The organism is Streptomyces sp. NPDC052043, from assembly GCF_044548235.1.
Classification (GTDB): Bacteria; Actinomycetota; Actinomycetes; order Streptomycetales; family Streptomycetaceae; genus Streptomyces.
In genome coordinates, this window is the sequence record NZ_JBIUBT010000003.1 from 329,992 (window position 1) to 352,829 (window position 22,838).

The 22,838-nt window shown below is 72.4% G+C and carries 19 protein-coding genes; 8 read left to right on the plus strand and 11 right to left on the minus strand.

Annotated features, from left to right (window positions below):
- Window positions 1–382: 382 nt before the first annotated feature.
- Window positions 383–2,068 (minus strand): ribonuclease J, encoded by a 1,686-nt coding sequence (locus ACIHCX_RS09350; protein WP_400028129.1) that lies wholly within the window; start codon window positions 2,066–2,068, stop codon window positions 383–385.
- A gap of 259 nt (window positions 2,069–2,327) precedes the next feature.
- Here ACIHCX_RS09350 and ACIHCX_RS09355 point away from each other — a divergent pair, with 259 nt between their 5' ends.
- From ACIHCX_RS09355 to panD, 3 genes are all read left to right on the plus strand, one after another.
- Window positions 2,328–3,743 (plus strand): DEAD/DEAH box helicase, encoded by a 1,416-nt coding sequence (locus ACIHCX_RS09355; RefSeq protein WP_400028131.1) that lies wholly within the window; start codon window positions 2,328–2,330, stop codon window positions 3,741–3,743.
- Between the two features lie 251 nt (window positions 3,744–3,994).
- Window positions 3,995–4,237: a DUF5302 domain-containing protein gene (locus ACIHCX_RS09360; protein ID WP_400028133.1), complete on the plus strand. Its 243-nt coding sequence runs from the start codon at window positions 3,995–3,997 to the stop codon at window positions 4,235–4,237.
- 85 nt (window positions 4,238–4,322) lie between these two features.
- Complete coding sequence (gene panD, locus ACIHCX_RS09365; RefSeq protein ID WP_400028135.1) at window positions 4,323–4,742, plus strand: aspartate 1-decarboxylase; 420 nt, start codon at window positions 4,323–4,325, stop codon at window positions 4,740–4,742.
- A 19-nt stretch (window positions 4,743–4,761) separates the two neighbouring features.
- Here the strand turns inward: panD and ACIHCX_RS09370 are convergent, their stop codons facing one another.
- From ACIHCX_RS09370 to ACIHCX_RS09395, 6 genes are read right to left on the minus strand one after another with little or no spacing between them, the layout of a single operon-like run.
- Entirely contained in the window at window positions 4,762–6,189 is a 1,428-nt protein-coding gene (locus ACIHCX_RS09370) for an amidase (protein WP_400028137.1), read from the minus strand.
- Between the two features lie 31 nt (window positions 6,190–6,220).
- Window positions 6,221–7,051, minus strand: coding sequence for an ABC transporter ATP-binding protein (locus ACIHCX_RS09375; RefSeq protein WP_400028138.1), 831 nt, complete (start codon window positions 7,049–7,051; stop codon window positions 6,221–6,223).
- Window positions 7,048–8,028: an ABC transporter ATP-binding protein gene (locus tag ACIHCX_RS09380; RefSeq protein ID WP_400028140.1), complete on the minus strand. Its 981-nt coding sequence runs from the start codon at window positions 8,026–8,028 to the stop codon at window positions 7,048–7,050. The genes ACIHCX_RS09375 and ACIHCX_RS09380 overlap by 4 nt, the downstream gene beginning before the upstream one ends.
- Window positions 8,029–8,033: 5 nt before the next feature.
- Window positions 8,034–8,906, minus strand: coding sequence for an ABC transporter permease (locus ACIHCX_RS09385; protein WP_400028142.1), 873 nt, complete (start codon window positions 8,904–8,906; stop codon window positions 8,034–8,036).
- Window positions 8,903–9,856 (minus strand): ABC transporter permease, encoded by a 954-nt coding sequence (locus tag ACIHCX_RS09390; RefSeq protein ID WP_400028144.1) that lies wholly within the window; start codon window positions 9,854–9,856, stop codon window positions 8,903–8,905. The genes ACIHCX_RS09385 and ACIHCX_RS09390 overlap by 4 nt, the downstream gene beginning before the upstream one ends.
- Window positions 9,856–11,508 carry an ABC transporter substrate-binding protein gene (locus ACIHCX_RS09395; RefSeq protein WP_400028146.1) on the minus strand — a complete coding sequence of 551 codons (1,653 nt, stop codon included), beginning with the start codon at window positions 11,506–11,508 and terminating at the stop codon, window positions 9,856–9,858. The genes ACIHCX_RS09390 and ACIHCX_RS09395 overlap by 1 nt, the downstream gene beginning before the upstream one ends.
- A 149-nt stretch (window positions 11,509–11,657) precedes the next feature.
- Here ACIHCX_RS09395 and ACIHCX_RS09400 point away from each other — a divergent pair, with 149 nt between their 5' ends.
- Window positions 11,658–12,734, plus strand: a complete 1,077-nt coding sequence (locus ACIHCX_RS09400; protein WP_400028148.1) for a LacI family DNA-binding transcriptional regulator — start codon at window positions 11,658–11,660, stop codon at window positions 12,732–12,734.
- A gap of 7 nt (window positions 12,735–12,741) precedes the next feature.
- Here the strand turns inward: ACIHCX_RS09400 and ACIHCX_RS09405 are convergent, their stop codons facing one another.
- Entirely contained in the window at window positions 12,742–14,379 is a 1,638-nt protein-coding gene (locus ACIHCX_RS09405; protein WP_400028150.1) for an amidohydrolase, read from the minus strand.
- A gap of 92 nt (window positions 14,380–14,471) precedes the next feature.
- Window positions 14,472–14,744 carry a hypothetical protein gene (locus ACIHCX_RS09410; RefSeq protein ID WP_400028152.1) on the minus strand — a complete coding sequence of 91 codons (273 nt, stop codon included), beginning with the start codon at window positions 14,742–14,744 and terminating at the stop codon, window positions 14,472–14,474.
- Window positions 14,745–14,795: 51 nt separating this feature from the next.
- Here ACIHCX_RS09410 and ACIHCX_RS09415 point away from each other — a divergent pair, with 51 nt between their 5' ends.
- Entirely contained in the window at window positions 14,796–15,512 is a 717-nt protein-coding gene (locus tag ACIHCX_RS09415) for a TetR/AcrR family transcriptional regulator (protein WP_400028154.1), read from the plus strand.
- A 197-nt stretch (window positions 15,513–15,709) separates the two neighbouring features.
- Complete coding sequence (locus ACIHCX_RS09420; RefSeq protein WP_400028156.1) at window positions 15,710–16,357, plus strand: arylsulfatase; 648 nt, start codon at window positions 15,710–15,712, stop codon at window positions 16,355–16,357.
- Between the two features lie 1,192 nt (window positions 16,358–17,549).
- Here ACIHCX_RS09420 and gndA read toward each other — a convergent pair.
- Window positions 17,550–18,989: an NADP-dependent phosphogluconate dehydrogenase gene (gndA, locus tag ACIHCX_RS09425; RefSeq protein ID WP_400028158.1), complete on the minus strand. Its 1,440-nt coding sequence runs from the start codon at window positions 18,987–18,989 to the stop codon at window positions 17,550–17,552.
- A 420-nt stretch (window positions 18,990–19,409) separates the two neighbouring features.
- Here gndA and ACIHCX_RS09430 point away from each other — a divergent pair, with 420 nt between their 5' ends.
- Window positions 19,410–20,579, plus strand: a complete 1,170-nt coding sequence (locus ACIHCX_RS09430) for a transglycosylase family protein (RefSeq protein WP_400028160.1) — start codon at window positions 19,410–19,412, stop codon at window positions 20,577–20,579.
- A 19-nt stretch (window positions 20,580–20,598) separates the two neighbouring features.
- On the opposite strand, the gene ACIHCX_RS09435 is transcribed toward ACIHCX_RS09430, so the two are convergent.
- On the minus strand, window positions 20,599–21,825 hold the full coding sequence (locus ACIHCX_RS09435; RefSeq protein WP_400028162.1) for a DMT family transporter: 1,227 nt from the start codon (window positions 21,823–21,825) through the stop codon (window positions 20,599–20,601).
- 243 nt (window positions 21,826–22,068) lie between these two features.
- Here ACIHCX_RS09435 and ACIHCX_RS09440 point away from each other — a divergent pair, with 243 nt between their 5' ends.
- A complete protein-coding gene (locus ACIHCX_RS09440) occupies window positions 22,069–22,824 on the plus strand; it encodes a (2Fe-2S)-binding protein (RefSeq protein ID WP_400028164.1) in 756 nt (251 codons plus the stop codon).
- The last annotated feature ends 14 nt before the right edge of the window (window positions 22,825–22,838 follow it).

A 22,838-nucleotide genomic window follows, 5' to 3' on the forward strand; every position in this document is an offset into this window, starting at 1 on the left:
GCCGACCATGATCATTCTCGGCGCCAACGGCTGTACCGATGTTCCCGAGGCCGATACCGCACCGTGTGCCACTCACCGGAACATCGCCGTTCAGCACGGCGGCACACAGGGCCGCCGGGCCAAGTGCCGACGCTCTTACTTCCGCACCGATGGCACGGACCGCGATGACCAGTACCGACCACACCCTCCTCGCCGAGCCGCCGAGCCGCCGAGCCGCCGAGCCGCCGAGCCGCCGAGCCGCCGAGAGTCCGGGAGATGCCGGACGCCGCGATAGCGATGGCGTGCCACCCCGGCCTCCCGGGGTGGCTGCTGACTCCCGTGCCCGACCTCGATGCCGGCGGGGCCGCGGCCCTAACCAGGGACCGTGCTGCCGGGCTGGGGCTCAGGCGTCGATGATGACGGGGATGATGAGGGGCTTGCGGCGGTGGGTGCGGAACGCCCAGTTCGCCACGGCGCGGGCGACGAGTTGTTCGAGTTGGCGCGCGTCCCCGACGCCCTCCTCGGCCGCGGTGGCCAGGGTCTTCTCGATGACGGGGATGACCGGCTCGAAGGTGGCGTCGTCGTGGACGAAGCCGCGGGCCAGGAAGTCGGGGGCCTCGGCGAGGGCGCCGGTGTCCGCGTCGACGATCGCCACCACCGTGACCACGCCTTCGGCGGCGAGGGTGAGGCGGTCCTTGAGGGACGCCTCGGTGGCGCCGCCGACTTCCATGCCATCCACGTAGACGTTGCCGGCGGGGACCTTGCCGGTGATGGACGCGCGCCCGTCGACCAGGTCGACGACGACGCCGTCCTCGGCGATGACGACGCGGTCGGGGTCGACACCGGTACGGATGGCGAGGTCGCCGTTGGCCCTCAGGTGGCGCCATTCGCCGTGCACGGGCATGACGTTGCGGGGTTTGACGATGTTGTAGCAGTAGACGAGTTCGCCGGCGCTGGCGTGCCCGGAGACGTGCACCTTGGCGTTGCCCTTGTGGACCACGTGGGCGCCCCACCGGGTGAGTCCGTTGATCACCCGGTAGATGGCGTTCTCGTTGCCGGGGATGAGGGAGCTGGCGAGCAGGACGGTGTCGCCCTTGCCGATGCGGATCATGTGCTCGCGGTTGGCCATCCGTGACAGCGCGGCCATCGGTTCGCCCTGGGAGCCGGTGCACACCAGAGTGATCTTGTGGTCCGGGAGCTTCTCCAGCTCCTTGGTGCTCACGACCAGACCGGAGGGGACCTTCAGATAGCCCAGGTCACGGGCGATGCCCATGTTGCGGACCATCGACCGGCCGACGAAGGCGACCTTGCGGCCGTGCTGGTGGGCGGCGTCCAGGACCTGCTGGATGCGGTGCACGTGGCTGGCGAAGCTGGAGACGATGACCCGGCGTGGCGCGGTGCGCATCACCTGCTCGATCGCCGGGTTCAGCTCACGCTCGGAGGTGGTGAAGCCGGGTACTTCGGCGTTGGTGGAGTCGGTGAGGAACAGGTCCACGCCCTCCTCGCCGAGGCGGGCGAAGGCGCGCAGATCGGTGATGCGGTCGTCGAGAGGGAACTGGTCCATCTTGAAGTCGCCGGTGTGCAGCACCATCCCGGCCCGGGTGCGGATCGCGACCGCGAGGCTGTCGGGGATGGAGTGGTTGACCGCCACGAACTCGCAGTCGAAGGGCCCGAAGCCACGCCGGTCGCCCTCCCGCACCCGCACCGTGCGCGGCCGGATTCCGTGTTCCTTGAGCTTGGCCTCCAGGAACGCCAGTGTCAGCTTGGAGCCGACGAGGGGAATGTCGGACCTCTCGCGCAGCAGGTACGGCACGCCGCCGATGTGGTCCTCGTGGCCGTGGGTGAGGATCACGGCGACGATGTCGTCCAGCCGGTCCCGGATCGAGGTGAAGTCCGGCAGGATCACGTCCACGCCGGGCTGGGTCTCCTCGGGGAACAGCACGCCGCAGTCGACGATGAGCAGCTTGCCCGCGTGCTCGAAGACGGTCATGTTGCGGCCGATCTCACCCAGGCCGCCCAGGGCGATCACCCGCAGCCCTCCTTCGGACAGGGGAGGGGCGGCTTTCAGTTCGGGGTGCGGATGACTCATACCTTGACGTTACCCGGAGAGTGGGACGGGGTGATCCATCGCCTCCGTGATCTCTGTGCCGGAAAGGCTGTCGGGCTGCGTCGGGTCAGCGATGCGGGTGGGGCGATCGGTATCACGGGCGCGATGTTATGCCCTGTGTTACTGTCATGCGTTTGCGTGGTTGTCGCGGTGGGCGATTTCGCTTGTTCGGTTCCGCCTGTGTGTGGGCTGTTCGATCCTGCCGGGCCTTCCTCGGTACGTTCCCTGCGGAAGGCTGTTCATGACACATCCGGATGACTCCGGCATCGCTCACGGCGGTCCCGCCCAGTCCGAGGCCACGACCCCGGCGCTGCCCCCGGCCGTCTCCTTCGCCGGTATGGAACTGCCGGTGGAGGTGCTGCGGACACTGAGCGGACTCGGGGTGCGCGAACCCTTTCCGATCCAGGCCGCCACAGTGCCCGATGCCCTGGAGGGGCGCGACGTCCTGGGACGCGGGCGCACCGGATCGGGCAAGACGCTCGCCTTCGGCCTGCCGCTGCTGACACGTACGGCTGGGCGGCGCGCCGAGCCGAAGCAGCCCTTCGCTCTGATCCTTGTGCCCACCCGGGAGCTGGCCCAACAGGTCACCGAGGCGCTGGCGCCGTACGCCGAGGCACTGCGGCTGCGGATGGCCACGGTCGTCGGCGGCATGTCGATCGGCCGGCAGATTGCCGCGCTGCGCCAGGGAGCCGAGGTGGTCGTCGCCACCCCCGGACGCCTGCACGACCTGATCGAGCGCAACGCCTGCCGCCTGGGACGGGTGAGGATCACCGTGCTGGACGAGGCCGACCAGATGTGCGACTTGGGATTCCTGCCGCAGGTTGTCGACGTGCTCGACCAGGTGCACCCCGACGGTCAGCGGATGCTGTTCTCGGCCACTTTGGACCGCGACGTCGATCAGCTGGTCCGCCGTTACCTCCACGACCCCGTCGTCCACTCGGTCGACCGGTCGGCGGGCACGATCACGACGATGGAGCACCACGTTCTGGTCGTCCACGGCCCTGACCGCTACGCCGTCACCACGGAGATCGCCGCCCGTGACGGCCGCGTACTGCTGTTCCTCGACACCAAGCACGCCGTCGACCAGCTCACCCGGCATCTGCGGGCCAGCGGGGTGCACGCCGGGGCCCTGCACAGCGGCAAGTCCCAGCCACAGCGCACACGGACCCTGGCGCAGTTCAAGAACGGCGAGATCACCGTTCTGGTGGCGACCAATGTCGCGGCCCGTGGCCTGCATGTCGACGACCTCGATCTCGTGGTCAACGTCGACCCGCCCACCGACCCCAAGGACTATGTGCACCGGGCGGGCCGCACCGCCCGCGCCGGTGAGTCCGGCAGCGTGGTCACGCTCGTGCTGGCGGGCCAGCGCCGCGAGACGAGCCAGATGATGGCCGGGGCCGGCATCGAGGCAACCGTCACCAAGGTGCGCTCCGGCGAGGCGGAGCTGAGCCGGATCACCGGCGCCAAGGCTCCCTCCGGGACCCCGCTCGACGGCGGGCCCGTCGTCCCTCGGCCCAAGAACACCAACGCTCCCTTCCGCGGCCTCGGCACCAGCAAGGGCACCTCTCGCGGCGCCGGCGGCAAGTCCCGAAAGGCCGGCGAGGCCCGCAAGCTCGCCGAGGCCCGCAAGGCCGCCCTCGTGCGTCGCAACGGCTGAGAGCCGTCGCCCTGGCAGTGAACGACCCAGTGCCGCGACGGGGCGAACGTTGCCTGTCGGGGCACTGGCCACGGGATCGACAACCCTCGGGCCGGCCCCAAGCCGTCCTGTGCGCCTCACCTGACGAAGCGAACGCCCTTGGCCGCGAGAGGGATACCCGCCGAAACGGAGCAGGATGGTGTTGCCGACGCCCCGCACCGCGTCCGGCATGGCAAGCTGTGCTTGCCCACCCCCGAACCCAGGAGGTCACCATGACCGCAGAGCCCGTGTCCACGGAAGGTTCGGAGCCGGCCGCCCCCGAGACGTCCCCTCTGGCGCCGGACAGTGACGGCAACTACGACCTCAAGCGCAAGTTCCGCGAAGCCCTGGCGCGCAAGCGCGGTGCGCAGGCGGACGGCGCCGATGTTGCCGCCAACCCCGACGCGTCGAAGGTGCGTGCGGCGCACGGCCCGGCTACGAGCCAGCGGTCGTTCAGGCGCAAGAGCGGCGGCTGAGTCGATCCAGGGCATGCCGATGTACAGTGAAGGACGCCCCTGACCTGCAGAAAGCCGGCGGGGAGCCGTCTTCCAGGAGTCCAAAGTGCTGCGCACCATGTTCAAGTCCAAGATCCACCGCGCCACGGTCACCCAGGCCGACCTGCACTACGTGGGATCGGTGACCATCGACGCGGACCTGCTCGACGCAGCCGATCTGCTGCCCGGTGAGCTCGTCCACATCGTCGACGTCACCAATGGCGCCCGCCTGGAGACGTACGTCATCGAGGGGGAGCGCGGGTCCGGGGTCGTCGGGATCAACGGGGCTGCCGCGCATCTCGTGCACCCCGGGGATCTGGTGATCATCATCAGCTATGCCCAGGTCACCGACGCGGAGGCGCGGGCCTTGCGGCCGCGGGTCGTCCATGTCGACGCGGACAACCGTATGGTGGCGCTCGGCGCCGACGCCTCCGAGCCGGTGCCGGGTTCCGACCAGGAGCGCAGCCCGCAGGCCGTATCGAGCTGATCGACCAGGAGGCGTCGAGTCAGAGGACCGGGACCCCGTTCCAGGGGCGGACGGCCTCGATCGCCGCCGCGGCGCGGAACACCGTGGTGTCGTCGTAGGTGCGCCCGACGACCTGCACCCCCGTCGGCACTCCGGTCGAGGCGAAACCGGACGGGACGCTCAGCACCGGGCAGCGGCTGGCGATGTTGAACACCGTGGTCATTGCGGATTCCAGGTAGAAGTCCAGCTCGACGCCGTTGATCACGACCTTGGTCGAGAGGTGGTCGTCGTCCGCCTTGAGCGCCGGGACGGCGGTGGTCGGGCACAGCAGGACGTCGTAGCGGTCCAGCAGGGCGCCGAGCGTCGTCTGCACCGCGGCCTCGATCTCGAGGCCCTGCAGGAAACTGCCGGGCTCGCGGACGGCCTCGGCGGCCCGCCGGGCGAAGTCGAGCGCGTATGTGGTGAGCTGGTCACCGTGTTCGGCGGCGACCGACCCGATGTAGGGGCCGAAGACGGAACCGAAGTGGATCATCGCCGCCCGCATCACGTCCGCCCGCATGATGGGGACCTCCACCTCCTCGACGACGGCCCCGGCCGCGTGCAGTGCCTGGGCGACCGCACGGGTGTTGGCCTCGACCTCCGGATCGACCGGCCAGTCCCCGAGGGTGACCGACAGTGCCACCCGCAGCCCCTCGGCGCTCTCGAACCGTTCGGGCAGCACGAGTTCCGGCCGCAGCGAGACCGCGTCCAGCGGGTGGGGCCCCGCGATGACGTTCTCCAGCAGAGCGCAGTCGGCGACGGTGCGCGCCATCGGACCGTCGTGGCAGTACGTGTCGAGGTTGAACGGCGTCATCGCCGGCACGCGCCCGTACGGCGGCTTGAAGCCGACCGTGCCCGTGTACGAAGCGGGGATGCGGATCGAGCCGCCGATGTCGGAGCCGGTCGCAAGTGTCGTCTCGCCCGCCGCGAGCGCGGCGCCCGCGCCGCCCGAGGAACCGCCCGGAGTGAATTCCAGGTTCCACGGGTTGCGGGTGACGCCCCACAGCCGTGACTGCGTGTACCCCGCACAGCTGAACTCCGGGGTCGTCGTCCGGGCGTGCACGATGCCGCCGGCAGCCTGGATCCGCTCGATGACCGGGTGCGTCTGCTCGGCGATCTCGTCCTGGAACGCCAGGGATCCGTCCGTACTGCGGCGGCCGGCGATGGGCTGCTCCTCCTTCGTCGCCACGGCGAGACCCTCCAGCGCGCGGGGCCCCTCGCCCCTGCCCGCGTACCGCGCCTCGGCCTCCCGGGCGGCGGCGAGGGCCTCCTCGAAGGTCCGCTCGGCGAGGGCGTTGATCTTCGGCTCGACGGCTTCGGCGCGCGCGACGATCGCGGTCATCAGTTCGACTGGTGACAGGGAGCGGTCACGGAACCGGCGCAGGGCCTCGGTGGCCGGCAGATGGGCGAGGTCGGTGAGATCGGTCATGTGATGGTCCTTCGGGACGAGGTCAGAGGGGTCAGGCAAGCGCGCGGCGGCCTGCGGAGATACGGGCCGGATCCCATCCGGGCCGCGGTACGGAGTCGAGCAGGAGGCGGGTGTAGGGATGCCCGGGGCCGGTCAGGACGGATGCCGTGGGGCCGGATTCGACGATCCTTCCGGCCCTGAGCACGACCACCTCGTCGGTGATGTGCCGGACGACCGCGAGGTCGTGACTGACGAAGAGGAAGCCGATGCCCTCGTCGCGGCGGATGCCGGCAAGCAGGTCGAGGATCTGCGCCTGGATGGAGACGTCGAGGGCGGCCACCGCCTCGTCGAGGATGAGCACCTGCGGCCGGGCCGCCAACGCCCGGGCGATCGCCACGCGCTGACGCTGCCCTCCGGACAGCCGGCGGGGCAGCGCCGCGGCCTCGCGCTCTCCCAGCCCCACCTGGTCGAGGAGTTCGGCGACCCGCCTGCGCCGCGCCGGGGCGGCGTCCAGTGGGAAGTGCAGGCGCAGGACCTCCTCGATGCACGCGCTCACACTGATGCGCGGGTCGAGGGAGAGGTACGGGTCCTGGAACACCATCTGGATCTCGCGGGCCCGGGCCAGGCGCTCGGCCCGGCTGCGGGCACGCGCCGAACGGTCGCGCCCACCCAGGTGGACCGTGCCGGCGTCGGGCGTCTCGAGGCCGACGAGCATGCGTGCCGTGGTGGTCTTGCCGCATCCGGACTCGCCGACGATGCCGAGTGAGCCACCCGGCCGCAGGGTGAAAGAGACGCAGTCGACCGCCGTGTGGCCGCCGAACTCCTTGCGCAGGCCGTCCACCACCAGACCGGACGCGCCGGTGCTCTCGGTCAGGGCAGTCACAGCAGGATCCCTTCTTCGGCGCGCAGGCAGGCGGCCAGGCCCTGGCCGCCTGCCTGCCGCAGGGCGGGCTTCTCGACCGAGCAGCGCTCCTGCGCGTGCGCGCAGCGCGCGGCGAAGGCGCACCCGGCCGGGGACTCGGCGAGCGAGACCGGGCGGCCGGGGATGGGCCGTGGCGGTGCCGCGTCGGGTTCGACGCGGGGTGTGCAGGCGAGGAGGCCGGCCGTGTACGGGTGGCGCGGGCGCTCGAACAGGTCGCCCGCGGCCTGCGTTTCGACGATCCGTCCCGCGTACATGACGTAGACGCGGTCGCAGATGGCCGAGGCCAGTTCCAGGTCGTGGGTGACGAAGAGCATCCCCGTGCCGCGCTCGGCCTGCAGACGGGTGAGGATCGCGATGACCTCGGCCTGGGTCGTGACGTCCAGCGCGGTCGTCGGCTCGTCGGCGACGAGCAGTGAGGGCCGGCTCGCGAGTGCCGCCGCGATGACGACCCGCTGGAGCATGCCGCCGGAGAACTGGTGCGGGTGGCGTCGCAACGCGCCTCGCGGGTCGCGGATGCCCACGGCGTCGAGGAGTTCCTCGGCACGGTCCGTTGCCGCCGCCGCAGGTACGCCGACGGCACGCATTCCCTCGGTGAGGAAGTCGCCGACGCGGCGCATCGGATTGACCGAGGCACGCGGGTCCTGGAAGATCATCGAGACCTGACGGGTCCTCAGTTCCTTGAGTCCGTCGCGGTCCAGCGTCAGTACGTCGCGGCCCGCCACACGGACCGCGCCGTCCGTCCGCGCCTTGTCGGGCAGCAGCCCGAGCACGCTGCGGCAGGCGACCGACTTGCCCGAACCGGATTCGCCGACCAGGCCGACGGTCTCACCCGCCGCGACGCGCAGGGACACGCCGTCCAGGATCGGCCGGGCCGCGCGCCCCTCGGGCAGCCGCACGGTGAGGTTGTCGATTTCAAGCAGATTCTGCTGCACGGTCATTCGCCTCACCGATCCCGCTTCGCGACCCGGTCGGCGATGCCCTCGCCGACGATGCTGAACGCCACGACGGCGAGCACGATGCATAGGGACGGCGCGAGCGCGGGCAGCAGCGCGCCCTGCAGCAGCGCGCCCTCACCCTCGTTGATCATCGCGCCCCAGTCCGCGGTGGGCGGCTGTATTCCGAAGCCGAGGAAGGAGAGCGCCGCGAGGTCCATCAGGGCGTACCCGAAGTTGATCGCAGACTGGGCGAGCACCGTAGGCGCGATGTTGGGCAGCAGGTGCCGGACGCAGATCGTCCAGCCCGACCAGCCCTGGACGAGGTACGACTCGATGTACGGACGGGCCTTCTCCTGCTGGGCGATACTGCGCACCAGGCGGCCCACGTACGGTGTGTACGCGACCGCCATGGCGACGACCGGCGCGGTCATGCCCGGTCCGGTGACCGCCACGAACATGATCGCCACAAGCAGGCCGGGGAAGGAGAACACCAGGTCCATCGACCGGGAGAGGACCGTGTCCACCCAGCCGCCGCGCCAGGCGGCCGCGACGCCGACCAGGATGCCGAGGAGGGTCGACAACGCGACGACGACGAGCGGTCCCAGCAGCCCGGAGCGCGCGCCGTACAGCAGGCGCGACAGCACGTCGCGGCCCGACTGGTCGGCACCCAGGAGGTGGTCGCCGCTGCTCCCGGCAAGGGTGGCCTGCAGGTCGAGGGTGTCGGGGTCGTACGGCGCGAGCAGCGGCGCGAACACGGCGACGGCCACCAGCACGGCCAGCAGCAGGATGGCCGCGACGAACAGCGGCCCCTGCCCGAACACTCGCAGGCGGCGCAGGCCCGGACGCCGGCGCAGCGGGGTGACGTCGACCGTGGTGGTCATGAGGCACCTCGCCGGGTGAGGCTCAGCCGGGGGTCGATGAGCGGCGCGAGAAGGTCCACGACCAGGTTCACCAGGACGAACGCGGCCACGGTGATCAGCGTGATCGCCTGCACCACGGGGAAGTCCTTGACCGCCACCGCCTGCACGAGCAGTGAGCCGACCCCGGAGACGTTGAAGGCGGTCTCCACGATCGAGGTGCTCACCAGGAGTCCGGCGAGCATCGTGCCGCCGACGGTGACGATCGGACCGAGCGCGTTGCGCAGCACGTGCCGGCGCACCACGTCGCCTTCGGCGACCCCGCGGGAACGCGCCACCTCGACATGCTCCCGCCCCAGTTGGTCGAGCATCGAGGAGCGGGTCACCCGGGCCAGCAGCCCGGCGAGGGTGACGGCGAGCGCGACGGCGGGCAGGGTCAGGTGGTAGAGCCGGTCGGTGAAACCGGTGCCGGTGGCACCGGGGCCCGGGAACCAGCCCAGCTGCACCGAGAACACCGAGACCAGCACGATGGCGCTGACGAACGGTGGGGTCGCCGTGGCCACGCCGGTGCACAGGAGCACCACGCGGTCGACCGCGCCGGGACGCAGCGCGGCGAGGATGCCGGCCAGCACGCCGCCGAGGCAGACCAGCACGGCCGAGTACCCGATGAGGAAGGCCGTGCCCGGCAGGCGCGACCCCACGAGGGAGCCGACGTCCTGCCGGAACTGCACGGAGCGTCCGAAGTCGCCGTGCAGCACGTTGCCGACCCACTTCACGTACTGGGTGAAGAACGGGTCGTCGAGGTGGTATTGGGCGCGGATCGCGGCCTTGGTCTCCGGCGACACCGGGTGGCCCTTGAGGAGGAAGGACACCGGATCCCCGGGGGCCAGGTGCACTGCGCTGAAGACCAGGAAGGAGGTGATCAGCAGCACTGCCACCAGCCCCAGGAGCCGGCCGAGGAGGTAGCGGGTCATCAGTTCGCGGAGCCGATCTTCGCGGCCCAGGGGTAGTACAGCTGGGCGATGCCGGCCGGGGCGCCGGTGATCCGGCTGCCCAGGAACACCGAGTGGGGAGCCTCGTAGATCGGGATCCCGGGCAGGTCGTGCACCGTGATCTCCTGGAGCTTGGCGGTCAGGTCGGCACGGGCCGCCGGGTCGTCGGTCGCGGCCGCCTTGTCGTAGAGCGCGTCGTAGTCGGGGTTCGAGTACTTGCCGTAGTTGGCGAAGTCGCCGGTGCGGAACGACTGGTAGAACTCCAGCGGGTCCGGCGAGTTGATGTAGCCGTTGGTGAAGACCAGATCGATGTCCGCGCGGGCGTGCGGGTCGGTGAACAGCGCGCTGTACCCGTCCGGCGAGACCGGCTTGAGCTGCACGTCCAGACCGATCTGCCTGCCCGCTGCCTGGACGGCGTTGGCGACGACAGTGATCTCCGGAGCGAGCGTGCTGGTGGCCATGACGACCTTCTTGCCGGTCGCTTTGGCCTGCTGGATCAGCTTCTTGGCGCCGTCGACGTCGTACACCGGGTCGGGCAGGGCGTCGAAGTAGTGGGCCGTCCGCTCCGGGACGGTCAGCCAGGCACCCTGTGCGGCCGGAGCCTTGGCCGGGAGGCCCACCCCGCCGGCGGCGGCCTTGATGATGCTCTTGCGGTCCAGCGCCATGGACAGGGCCTGGCGGACCTTCAGCTCGCTGAGCGTGCCCTTGAGGTTCATCACGGCCAGGTCGGAGGCAGCGGTGTTGGGGCCGAAGTACAGCTTGCCCTGGGAGGCCGACCTGAGCTGTGCGAAGGCGGTGGAGGGGACCAGGTACCCGCCGTCGACCGTGCCGGAGAGCCAGGCGTTGGTGCGTGCGGCCGGGTCCGGGATGAAGACGAACTTCACGCTGTCCGCCTCGGGGGTCAGCGAGGTGTCCCAGTAGGAGGGGTTCTTCTTCAGGGTGATGCTGTCGCCCTGCGCCCATTTGTCGAGTGCGTAGGGGCCGGTGCAGTCGACGCCGCCCTTGGGGCTGCCGTAGTCCCGGCCGGCCTTGGCCAGGAAGGCCGCGCTCTCGATGGTGCCGGGGGAGGCCGCCAGCATCTCGTTGAACAGCACGTCGGGTTTGCTGAGCTTGATCGTCACTTCGAGCGGGCCGGTCTTGGTGATCGAGGCGACGTTCCTGAAGGTGCTGTCCCAGGCCGATCCCACGCGCGGGTCGAGGTGGCGCTTGAGGGAGGCGACGACGTCGTCCGCGGTCATGGTCTCACCGCTGTGGAACTTCACTTCGGGACGCAGGGTGTAGACCCAGGTGAGTGGGTCGGGATGGGTCGACTTCAGAGCCAGGCTCGGCACGATCCTCATGTCCGGCTCGGTGCGGAACAGCTGCTCGCAGACGTTCGCAAGGACGGTGTTGGGCGGGTAGTCGTAGGCCTGCGTGTAGTCGAGGGAGTAGGGCTCGGCGAAGAGCGACCAGGTGAACGACGGGATCGGGCCCTTGGCTGCGGGAGTGTCCGCGGAGATCTGGTAGGCGCCGCCCCTGGGGGACTTCCCGCTCACGGACGAGGCGCCGGAGCAGCCGGAGACGGTCGCGGCCAGGACGGCGGCTCCGGCGAACAGGACGGTGGATCTCAGGGTGGTGGATCTGGAGACACGCAAGGAACCCACCCCTTTCGAGGGTAGTGGGGGTGCTGTGGATGGCAGCGAGTATTGATGCGGGAACGTTCCTTCACAAGGGTTTGCGGGAACGGTTTTTTTGAGGTCAGAGGCGGGTGACGGCGGCGCGCGGGGCTGGCACCATTCAGCGCATGACCGAACCTCCGCGCCGCAGCGGACACGGCCTCTCGGCCGCCGTGCCCCGGGTCCGCCTCGTCGACGTCGCCCGCGAGGCGGGCCTGTCCAAGACCACCGTCTCCGCCGCGCTCAACGGCACCGGACGCCTTTCGCCGGCCGTACGCGAACGCGCCCGCGAGACCGCACGGCGCCTCGGCTACCGGCCCAACGCGACCGCGCGGCTGCTGCGCGCCGGGCACGCCAGGCTGATCGGCTACGCCGTCGGGGAGTACCCGACAACCCCCGGGTCCTACATGAACTCCCCCTACTTCGCCCAGCTGACCAGCGCCATCGCGACCGCAGCCCTGCACCACGGCTACGCCCTGGTGCTGCTGCCCACCAGTTCCTCGCCCAGCGAGTGGGCCGATCTACCGCTGGACGCCGCGATCGTCGCGGACCCGCTCGAGGACGATCCGCTGATCGAGGACTTCATCGCCGCCCGTGTCCCGCTGTCCACCGACCGTTCGGTCGAGGGCCGCCCCGGCACGCACTGGGTGGACATCGACACCGACGCCGCCATGCGCGAGGTGCTGGACCACCTGCACGCCCAGGGCGCGCAGCGGATCGCGGTCGTCGCGCCCGACACCCCGACCCGCTTCAACACCAAGGCCCTGGACGTCTACCGGCGCTGGTGCGCCGGGCAGGGTGCCGCGCCTCGGATCACGCTGTCGGTGCGGCCGGGCAACGGCCCTGCCGTCGAAGCGGTCGAGCGGGCCCTCAGCGCTCCCGACCGGCCCGACGCCCTGTTCGTGCTGACCGAGGCCAACCCGCCGCTGGTGCTCGACGCCGCGCGCCGCCTGGGCCTGTCGGTGCCGGGAGACCTGCTGCTGGTGTGCGCGAGCGAGGACTCCTCGGCCGCGCACGCCGACCCGCCCGTCACGACCCTGAGCCTGCAGCCGGAGCGCGTCGCGGCAGCGGGCATCGAGCAACTCGTCGCGGCGCTCGAGAGCGGGAGTCAGGAGCCGACGGGCACCTTGGTGCGCGCGAAGCTGGAGATCAGGGTGTCGTCACAGCGCGGCGGCGAGCCCACGGCCGGTGCCGCGCCCCGATGACGATCCGTCAGGATGCGGAGTGCACCAGCGCTCCCCCCACGTAGGTCCGCAGAACCCGGGCCGTGTGGATCTCCTCGGCCGGGGCGGTGAAGATGTCCCGGTCGAGGACCACCAGGTCGGCGAGGTGGCCCGGCCGCAGGGTGCCGGTGTCGTCCAGGCCGTTGACGTGGGCCGAACCCGCCGTGTAGGCCGCGACCGCGGTGGGGAGGTCGAGTCGCTGTTCGGGCAGGAACACCCGGCCGCCGGTCGCCCCCGGCTGCATCCGGTTGACGGCGACGTGGATCCCGGCGAGGGGGTCGGGACTGCTCACGGACCAGTCGCTGCCCGCCGCCAAAGTCGCGCCGGCGCGCAGCAGGGAGGCGAACGGGTACTGCCGGCCGGCGCGTTCGGGCCCCAGGAAGGGGATGGTCAGCTCGTCCATCTGCGGCTCGTGGGAGGCCCAGAGCGGCTGGATGTTGGCGATCGCGCCGAGCCGGGCGAAGCGCGGGATGTCGTCGGGGTGGACCACCTGCAGGTGGGCCAGGTGGTGCCGGGTGGCACGGCGGCCGTTGGCGGCACGGGCCGCCTCGATCGCGTCCAGCGCCTCGCGTACCGCGCGGTCGCCGAGGGCGTGGAAGTGCACCTGGAAGTCGAGCGCGTCGAGTTCGGTGACGTGCGAGCGCAGCGCGAGCGGGTCGACGAAGCTCAGGCCGCTGTTGGCGGTGGCGCAGCCGCAGCCGTCCAGGTAGGGGCTGGTCATCGCGGCGGTGAAGTTCTCCGCGATGCCGTCCTGCATGATCTTCACCGAGCCGGCCCGGAACCTGCCGTGGGTCAGTTCCTTGCGGCGGGAGACCAGTTCCGGGATCTGGTCGGAGCCTCGGCCACGGTCCCACCAGAGCGCGCCGTTGACCCGGGCGGTGAGGGTTCCCTCGCGCGCGGCGGTGAGGTACGCGTCGGAGGGGTCGGGCTGGCCGTTGAACTCGCCGAGCAGGGCGTCCTGCCAGCCCGTGATGCCGAGCGAGTGCAGCAGCCGCTGAGCGCGCAGCAGGCCGTCGAGGCGGTCGGCGGCGGTCTTCCGGGGCACCAGGCGGGCCACCAGGCCGGTGGCTCCCTCCTGGAGGACGCCGCTCGGCGTGCCGTCGCCCTCTCGTTCGATCCGGCCGTCGTCGGGGTCCGGGGTGTGTCGGGTGACGTCGGCGAGTTCGAGCGCGCGGGTGTTGGCCCAGGCACCGTGGTGGTCGCGGTTGACCAGGTACACCGGCCGATCCGGCACCACGGCGTCGAGCAGTTGCCGGGTCGGCAGGCCGCCCTCGAAGCTCTCCATGGACCAGCCCCCGCCGGTGATCCAGGCGCTGTCGGGGTGGGCGTCGGCGAACTCGCGGATCCGGCGCAGGTATTCGTCGACTCCCACGGTGCCGCTGAGATCGCACTCGGCGAGCTCCATGCCACCGTAGACGGCGTGGACGTGGGAGTCCTGGAAGCCGGGAAGCAGCAGCTTGCCACCGAGGTCGACCACTTCGGTCCTCGGGCCGATCAGCTCCCGTACCTCGTCGTGGCCGACGGCCGTGATCCGCTCCCCGGTGACGGCGAGGCTGCTCGCCCGGGTGCGGGCGGAATCCCCGGTGTGCACGGGGCCTTGGGTGAAGACCAGATCGGCCTTGGTCATGGGAGATGCTCCTGGTGGTCGGCGGCCCACTCGTGGGCCGTGGGAGACGAACGAGGTGTCGCGGTCCGCGTCGTGCGTCCGCGGGGTGCTGGTCAGCCGGTGCTGGTCGGCTTGTTGCCGGCGGCGGCATCGTGGGGGCGGGCGAAGCAGGGCGACCTGCGGTGCAGCAGCGTGATCGCCGGCAGGTGCGGGCCGACGATGCTCGCCATCGGACCGAGTCCGATGCCGGTGCTGCCGGCGGCCGCGGTGCTCGACGCGGCGAGAACCATGCCGTCGACGACACCGATGGACTTCCGCTGGTACTGCCAACGATCTTCGCCTTGCTGGTAGGGGGAAGCGGCCGAAGGGGCCGGATGGCAGGTCATGAAATCCTCCTCCACTTCTCACGTCAATGGTGTTGTCATAAGCTCCGGCTCATGGTTGAGCGTGTGGTTCCGGAGCCGCAGAGGCGGCGGAGAAGGCCGACGAAGCAGGGCACGGTGCTGTCCGAGCGGGTCATCGTCGAGACGGCCCTGCGCCTGGTCGGCCAGCACGGTGCGGAGGCGTTGACGGTCCGGCGGCTGGGCGGCGCACTGGGCGCCGATCCGAGCGCGCTCTACCGGTACTTCCGCGACACCGACGACTTGCTGCTGGCCATCGCCGACGAACTCATCGGCCGTGCCCAGCACGGCTGGCAGCCCATCGGCGACTGGCGTACCGACCTGTGTGAGCTGGGCCTGCGTGTCCATGCCTCGTACCAGGCGCACCCGCAGGCCGCTCTGCTGGCGGCGCACCGCACGACCGGGCGGGACAACGAGATGAGGGCCGTGGAGATGATCCTCGGCGTCCTGCGGTCGGCGGGCTTCCACGACCAGGAAGCGGTGCGCATCTACCACGCCTTCGTGGACCAGGCGCTAGCCTTCGCGGTCCTGGACGCGGCGGCGCTGGCCATGCCCGCTCCCGCGCAGGCGGCCGACCGCCAGGTGTGGCTGGTCCGCTACGGCGGCCTGGACGCGAGCACCCACCCCAACATCGCCGCCACCGTCCGTCTGCTCGCCGCCGACATGCCGCTCAGCGCCTACCCGTTCGCGCTGGAGTTGCTGCTCGAGGCCGTCGCGGCCAGGGTGCCCGGGGCGGGTGGTGGAGCGGGCTGAGGCCGGATGCCTGGATCACGCGCTCCTGCCACGTGCCGCGCCGGGATCCGGCCTGACGGCGTGCCACTGGCTGTACGGTGTCGCAGGCCGTATCGAGCTGATCGACCAGGAGCGTGACCGTGAGCGACGTTCGACACTTCGTCCTGGAACGACCCGGGCGGTCGCTCGCGGCGCGTCCGGAACGGTTCTGAGCGGCGATGCTCGCCCTGCTGCACACCTCGCCGGTGCACGTCCCCGTCTTCGACGCGTTGCGCGACGAGACCCACCCCGGCCTCCGGCTACGGCACTTCGTCGACGAGGAGTTGTTGGGCCGGGCCCGCCGGGAGGGTCCGGGGGCGGTGGCGGACGCGGTGGGGGCGGTGCTGGGCCGGGCGGTCGCCGAGGGGGCCCGGGCGGTCCTGTGCACCTGCTCGACCCTCGGAGGCGTCGCGGAGGAGGCAGGGGCGGCGGGGCTCGCCGCGCCGGTGTTGCGGGTGGACCGGCCCATGGCGGCCGCCGCGGTCGCCGCCGGGCCGCGGGTGGTCCTCCTCGCGGCGGTGGCGAGCACTCTCGCGCCGACCACCGCGCTCATCGAGGAGGAGGCCCGGCGTGCCGGGCGCGCCGTCACCGTCCGGCCTGTGCTCGTCGACTCCGCATGGTCCCGCTTCGAGGCCGGTGACACCGGGGGATACGTGCGCGAGGTGGCCGCCGCGGCCGACCGGGTCACCCACGCCGACGCCGTCGTCCTCGCCCAGGCCTCCATGGCCCCCGCCCAGCACCTCACGACGACGCCGGTTCCCGTCCTCTCCAGCCCGCGACCGGGCTTCGAGGCAGCGGCACGCGCGGCCCTGCACCGCCCCGCCTGACCGCCCCACCCGGCTGCTGGCCGCTCCCGGCACGTGCCGCGACCCGAGGGCGTCGCCGAGGGAGCCGCAGGTGGCCGACGGGCCCGGCGAACGGCACGCCCTGCCCAAGGTCCTGACCGGCGGGTCGCCCCGCACGCGAGGGGGACGGCCCCGGACGAGTGGGCGACGGGGCGGCCGGCCTCCAGCGGGACACGCCGCGTGTCCGGTGAGTCCGCCCGGCTGCTCGCCGTGCCTCCGTCGGGTGACTGGTGGCGCGGGGGTCGGGTAGGTGGGGGAGTAGTCCAGAGCCGATGTCGACCGACTGGCCGGAGGACGCCATGACCGAGCCGTACCCGGACCCCACCTCGCCCTCGCCCATGCCGGGTCCGGACCCCCAGCATCCGCAGCCGCGACCGCACCCCGTGCCCCCACCGGAGCCGCCCCCGGCCCCGGAGCCCCCTCCGGCACCGGGCCCGCCGCCAGGTCCGCCGCCGGGCCCCGGTCCGACCCCGCCACCACCACCGGGCCCGCCGCCCAGTCCGCCCCCGGGCCCCGGCCCGACCCCGCCTCCCGCGCCTCCTCCCCCGGCCCCGCCGCCGGGTCCAGGCCCGATCCCGCCCGCGCCCCCGGGCCCGATCCCCGGCCCTCCGCCCAGTCCTCTGCCGCCGGAGCCTCCGCCGTCCCCGATCCCGCCGGGCCCGGAGCCGGCCCCGAACCCGGAGCCGGGACCACCCCTGACCTGAAGTTCGGCCAGCCGTCGGGCCCAGTCCTGACCTGTCGCTAGGCCCGCCGCCAGGTCCGCTGCCGGGCCCCGGTCCGACCCCGCCACCACCGCCGGGCCCGCCGCCAGGTCCCGGTCCGACCCCGCCCGCGCCCCCAGGCTCGATCCCAGGCCCGCCGCCGGGTTCTGGCCTGCTGTTCGACCCTGGCGCCGAGCTTCTGGTCTGACGCCCGGTCTGCCGCCGGGGCCCAGGCTCGACGCCCGACCCGGCGTCCGCCCCGGCACCTGACCTGACCCCGGACTGGTCCCCGGACTGGTCCCTCGTCTGGACGACGGTCTGGACGCCGGACCGGACCCCAGGGCCGTGCACGCGTCCGCACCCCTCGCCCCGCCCCCGAACGAAGGAAGACGGTGGGCGGCTCGTCGGCCGCTCACCGTCTTCTGCCTGCTATGCGGCCACCCCCGGTCGAGGCGGCCGGTGGAGCCGTACCCCTACGCCGTCACCTCCGAGCGGTCGCCGCCCCACAGCGTGTGGAAGGAACCGTCCCGGTCCACCCGCCGGTACGTGTGCGCCCCGAAGAAGTCCCGCTGCGCCTGGGTGAGCGCGGCGGGCAGCCGCTCGGCGCGCAGGGCGTCGTAGTACGCGAGGGCGGCGGAGAAGCCGGGGGCGGGCACGCCCTGCCGGGTCGCGGCGACCAGGACCTCGCGCCAGTCGTCCTGGGCCGCCGCGATCTCCTGGGCGAAGGTGTCGTCGGACAGCAGGCTCGGCAGGTCCGGGCGGGCGTCGTACGCGGCGCGGATCCGGTCCAGGAAGGCCGCGCGGATGATGCAGCCCCCGCGCCAGATGGCGGAGACGGCGCCGAGGTCGATGTCCCAGCCGTACTCCGCGCTGCCCGCGGCGATCTCGTGGAAGCCCTGGGTGTAGGACACGATCTTCGAGGCGTACAGCGCCTGCTCCACCCGGTCGGCGAAGGCGGCCGCCTCCGACTCGCTCAGCGGGGACGCCTTCGGGCCCGCCAGTCCGCGCGAGGCCTCCCGCAGGTCCGCGTGGCCCGACAGGGACCGGGCGAAGACCGCCTCCGCGATGCCCGAGACCGGCACGCCCAGGTCGAGGGCGATCTGGACCGTCCAGCGGCCGGTGCCCTTCTGCTCGGCCTGGTCCACCACCACGTCCACGAACGGCTTGCCGGTCGCCGCGTCCACGTGGGACAGGACCTCCGCCGTGATCTCGATCAGGTACGAGTCGAGCCGGCCCGTGTTCCAGGTGCGGAAGATCTCCGCGATCTGCGCGGGGGAGTACCCGGCCACGTCCCGCAGCAGCTGGTACGCCTCGCCGATCAGCTGCATGTCGGCGTACTCGATGCCGTTGTGCACCATCTTCACGAAGTGCCCGGCGCCGTCGGGTCCGACGTGCGTGACGCACGGCGCGCCGTCCTTCGCCTTCGCGGAGATCTTCTCCAGCATCGGGCCCAGCGAGGCGTACGACTCCTTCGACCCGCCCGGCATGATGCTCGGCCCGTGCAGCGCGCCCTCCTCGCCGCCGGAGATCCCGGCGCCGACGAAGTGGATGCCCTGCTCGCGCAGTTCCCGCTCCCGGCGCCGGGTGTCCGCGAAGTGCGCGTTGCCGCCGTCGATGATCATGTCGCCGGGCTCGAGCAGCGGGGCGAACTCCTTGATCACCGCGTCGGTCGGCTCGCCGGCCTTCACCATGATCATCAGGCGGCGCGGCCGCTCCAGGGCCGCCACGAACTCCTTCGCGGTCTCGGCCGGGACGAAGTCCCCCTCGTTCCCGAACTCCTCGACCAGGTCGTGCGTCCGGGCCACCGTCCGGTTGTGCAGTGCGACCGCGTAGCCGTTGCGCGCGAAATTGCGGGCGAGGTTGCGGCCCATGACCGCGAGTCCCGTGACGCCGATCTGGGCTGTAGTGCTCATACCGCCTGCTCCTCGAAATTCCGGTGAATCGTCAGGTGAATCGTCAGGTGGAACGCTGGGGCCCCGGCGCCGTCGGCCGGTCCGTCGCCGGTGTCGCCGCCTACCGGTCCGCCGAAGGTCCCGGCGGCTGCCGGTCCCCTCGCCGGCCCGCCGTCCGTCGCGCCGCCGTGCCCGCCAGTATTGCCGCTCATGCCCTTTCGGCCATCCTGACGTGCCGGTACGGCACGCGCACATCCGGAACCCGGCACCCCTCCATACGTGCGCCGGGTGCCCGATGGCTCAGCGCGTGGCCCGCCGATCCGGCAAACCAGCGGCCGCAACCGGCCACTTGGGGTGACGAACCGGCCGATAGCCGTCTTGTCACGGCCTGTTCGCGGCGGTTACTTTCGCCCCTCCTGACGCATGTCGAGGAGGCTTGAGATGGCCGTACGCGGCCGGCACCGCCGGTACCAGCCGAACAGGATCAACCGCGCCTCGCTCACCGTCACGGCGGGCGGCGCCGGGATGGCCATTCCGCTCATCGGCGCCGGAGCCGCGCACGCCGCCGACGCCTCCACCTGGAACAAGGTGGCCGCCTGCGAGTCGAGCGGCAACTGGCAGATCAACACCGGCAACGGCTACTACGGCGGGCTCCAGTTCACCCGGTCGACCTGGGCGGCGTACGGCGGGACGCGGTACGCGCCCCGCGCCGACCTGGCCACCCGGGACCAGCAGATCGCCGTCGTGGAGAAGGTGCTCGACGGGCAGGGCCCCGGCGCCTGGCCGGTGTGCTCGACACGGGCCGGTCTCACCCGGGGCGGCGGCACCCCCGACGTCCACCCGGACACCGCCGCACAGCGCACCGCGCGCGGCGCCAAGAGCGCCGCCCGCGAGGTCGACGTACGGCCGCAGACCGCGCCGCAGGCGCGGGCCGGCAGCGCCGAGATGTACACGGTGGTCCGCGGCGACTCCCTCTCCGGCATCGCCGAGGAGCGTCATGTATCCGGCGGCTGGCGGCAGTTGTACGCCGCCAACCGCACGACCGTGGGCGCCGACCCGAACCTGATCCTGCCGGGCCAGCGGCTCGCGGTGCCCAGGTCGCGCACGGTCGCCGAGCCGCACCGCAAGCCGTCGACCGCCTCGCGCCCGGCCCGCGAGGCCAAGCCCGCCTCCGGCACGGCCAAGTCCCCGTCCCGCTCCGCCCAGCACACCCTCGTCGCCCCCGTCAGCGGCGGCATCGGGACCCCCTACCACGCGAACGGCGCCCTCTGGTCGAAGGGCTACCACACCGGCGTCGACTTCGAGGTCCCCACCGGGACCTCCGTGAAGGCGGCCGCGGCCGGCCAGGTGGTCAGCGCGGGCTGGGGCGGCGCCTACGGCTACCAGGTTGTGCTCCGGCACGCCGACGGCCACTACACGCAGTACGGCCATCTGTCGGCGATATCCGTGCGGGTCGGGCAGACGGTCTCCGCCGGGCGCGGCATCGGCCGTTCCGGGGCCACGGGCAACGTCACCGGACCGCATCTGCACTTCGAGGTCCGTACGGGACCCGGCTTCGGCACCGACGTCGACCCGCTCGCCTATCTGAGAGCCGGCGGCGTCAGGATCTGACGGCGCGGAGCCCGCGGCGTCAGGAGGCGACGCGGGAACCCTGGCGGTCGGGCGCGGGCAGCGGGATGCAGGCGTTCGCGTAGATCTGCCAGCCGTGGCACGAGGAACCGTGGAACGGACCGAGCACCAGCAGCGGTTCGCCCGGCACGGGGTGCCGCTCCCACGCCGCCGCCGGGACCGGCACGAGGGGCGCGTCGGGCGGCACGACGACGGCGTCCGCCGGCACGGCCCGCCCGGCGGCCCCGGGCGCCTCGGTGGACAGCGTCTCCTCGGCGGATGCCGCCACTTCGGCCCGCGGTCCCCCTTCTTCGGCGGACGGCGCCACTTCGGCCCGCGGTCCCTCTTCGTCCCGCAGCCCTTCTTCGGCCCGCGGTCCCTCTTCGGCGGGCACCGGCCCCGCCACCACGACCGGAGCCGTACGCTCGATGCGCTCGGTCATCAGCAGGATCAGCCCGCCCGAGGCCACCACACCGCAGCCGAGGGCGAGCACGGTGCCCGCCGTGCCGTAGCGGAAGGTCTCGCCGAACAGCGTGATCCCGACCGCGGCCGCCAGCACCGGGTTCACCACCGTCAGCGTCGCCAGCGGCGCCGCCAGACCGCCGCCCCGGTACGACGCCTGCGACAGCAGGATCCCGGCCGTGGCCAGGACGCCTATCACGGCCAGGGACGGCAGTTCCGCCGCCTCGATCCCGTCGGTGAAGTCGACCGCGACGGTCTTGGTGAACACCGACGACATGCCGAAGGCCGCGCCGGAGCCGGTGGCGAGCAGCACGCTGCGCACCGCCGGATGCCGGTGGGCCGCCCGGCCCGCGACCGTCAGGGCCGCGAGCACACCGGCGGTCACCACGGCCAGGCCCGCGCGCTGCGCGCTGCTCAGTGACTGCGCCTGGGACTCGCCCACCAGGGACAGCAGACCCGCGAGCCCCACCGTCGCCATGATCACGCCGCGCCAGGCGGCGGCGCCGGCCCGCCGGCCGACGAACAGCGCCGCCATCGGCAGCGCGAACACGATGGTCAGGGCGCCCAGCGGCTGAACCAGGCTGAGCGGGCCGTAGGCCAGGGCCACCACGTGCAGCAGTCCGCCGAGACCGTTCAGCGCCAGCGCCGCCCACCAGGCGGGCCGGCGCAGCGGCGCGTACTGCTCGCCGGGGGAGGACACCGCGACCCGCTCCTGGACTATCGCACCGCCGGCGTAGGCCACGGCGGACACGAAGGACAGCAGCACGGACAGCGCGAGGGCGCTCATGAGCTGCTCCTCCGCGTGGGGCCGGGGCGGCGGCCCCGGCACGACGAACGGTCGGCTTCCATAGTTGACCAGCCTGCCGTGCCGATCGGCTCCCGTCGTCGTCCCTGAGCAGTCAATGGGTCCTACTGCCGATGGAGTACGCCCCGCCCGCCGTCCTCCCCCGGGTGGGCGACACGGGACGGAGGAGCCCCTGCGGGAAGCCCCTTGCGCATCCCTCCGAGGGCCTTGGTAGTACTGCTTCCCGTGAACCTCACCCCCGACCTCGCCGCACTGAACGACCTCGGCGGCTTCTTCGCCCTGCGCACGGGCACCCCGCCGCGCCGGCCGCTGCCCACCCTCGCCCAGGCCTACGCGGACCCCGCCACGGATGCCGTGACGCATCCCCTCATGGTCAGGGTCCGCCGGGTCGCCGACGGCATCGGCGCCCCCGAGGCGAGGGTCGCCGCGTCGGTCGCGCACCAGGGGCTCGCCGCCCGGCTGTGGTCGGCCGCGCTCGGCTGCGCCGTGCTCTACGGGCGGCTCCCCGACCTGGACGCCCGCCTGATCCGCTGGGACCCCGCCGGCAGCGCCCCGGACGACCTCTGGCTCACCGAGGTGCGCGCCCGCCCGGCGGACCCGGGGACGGTCGCGGACATCGTCCTGCACGGGCACCTCGAACCTCTGGCGGCCGCCCTGGTCGCCCGCTACCGGCTCGCGCCGGGGCTGCTGCGGGGCAACGCGGCCTCCGCGCTGGCGGCCGCGGCACGCCTGCTGGAGAACCGGGCGCGCGACACCGGGCGTACCGCGGCCGGCGACCGCGTCCGGGAGCTGAGCGCGCGACTCCTCGCCCATCCCCTCCTCGACGGGGCGGGCACGCTCACCGGAACCGGCGCGGGCACCGGCTTCCGGCGGCGCAGCTGCTGCCTGTACTACCGCGTCCCCGGCGGCGGACTCTGCGGGGACTGCTGCCTCACCCGGGTGCCGGGCTCTTCCCCGCAGGCCGCATCCGAGTCACCATGAAGGCGACCGGCCGC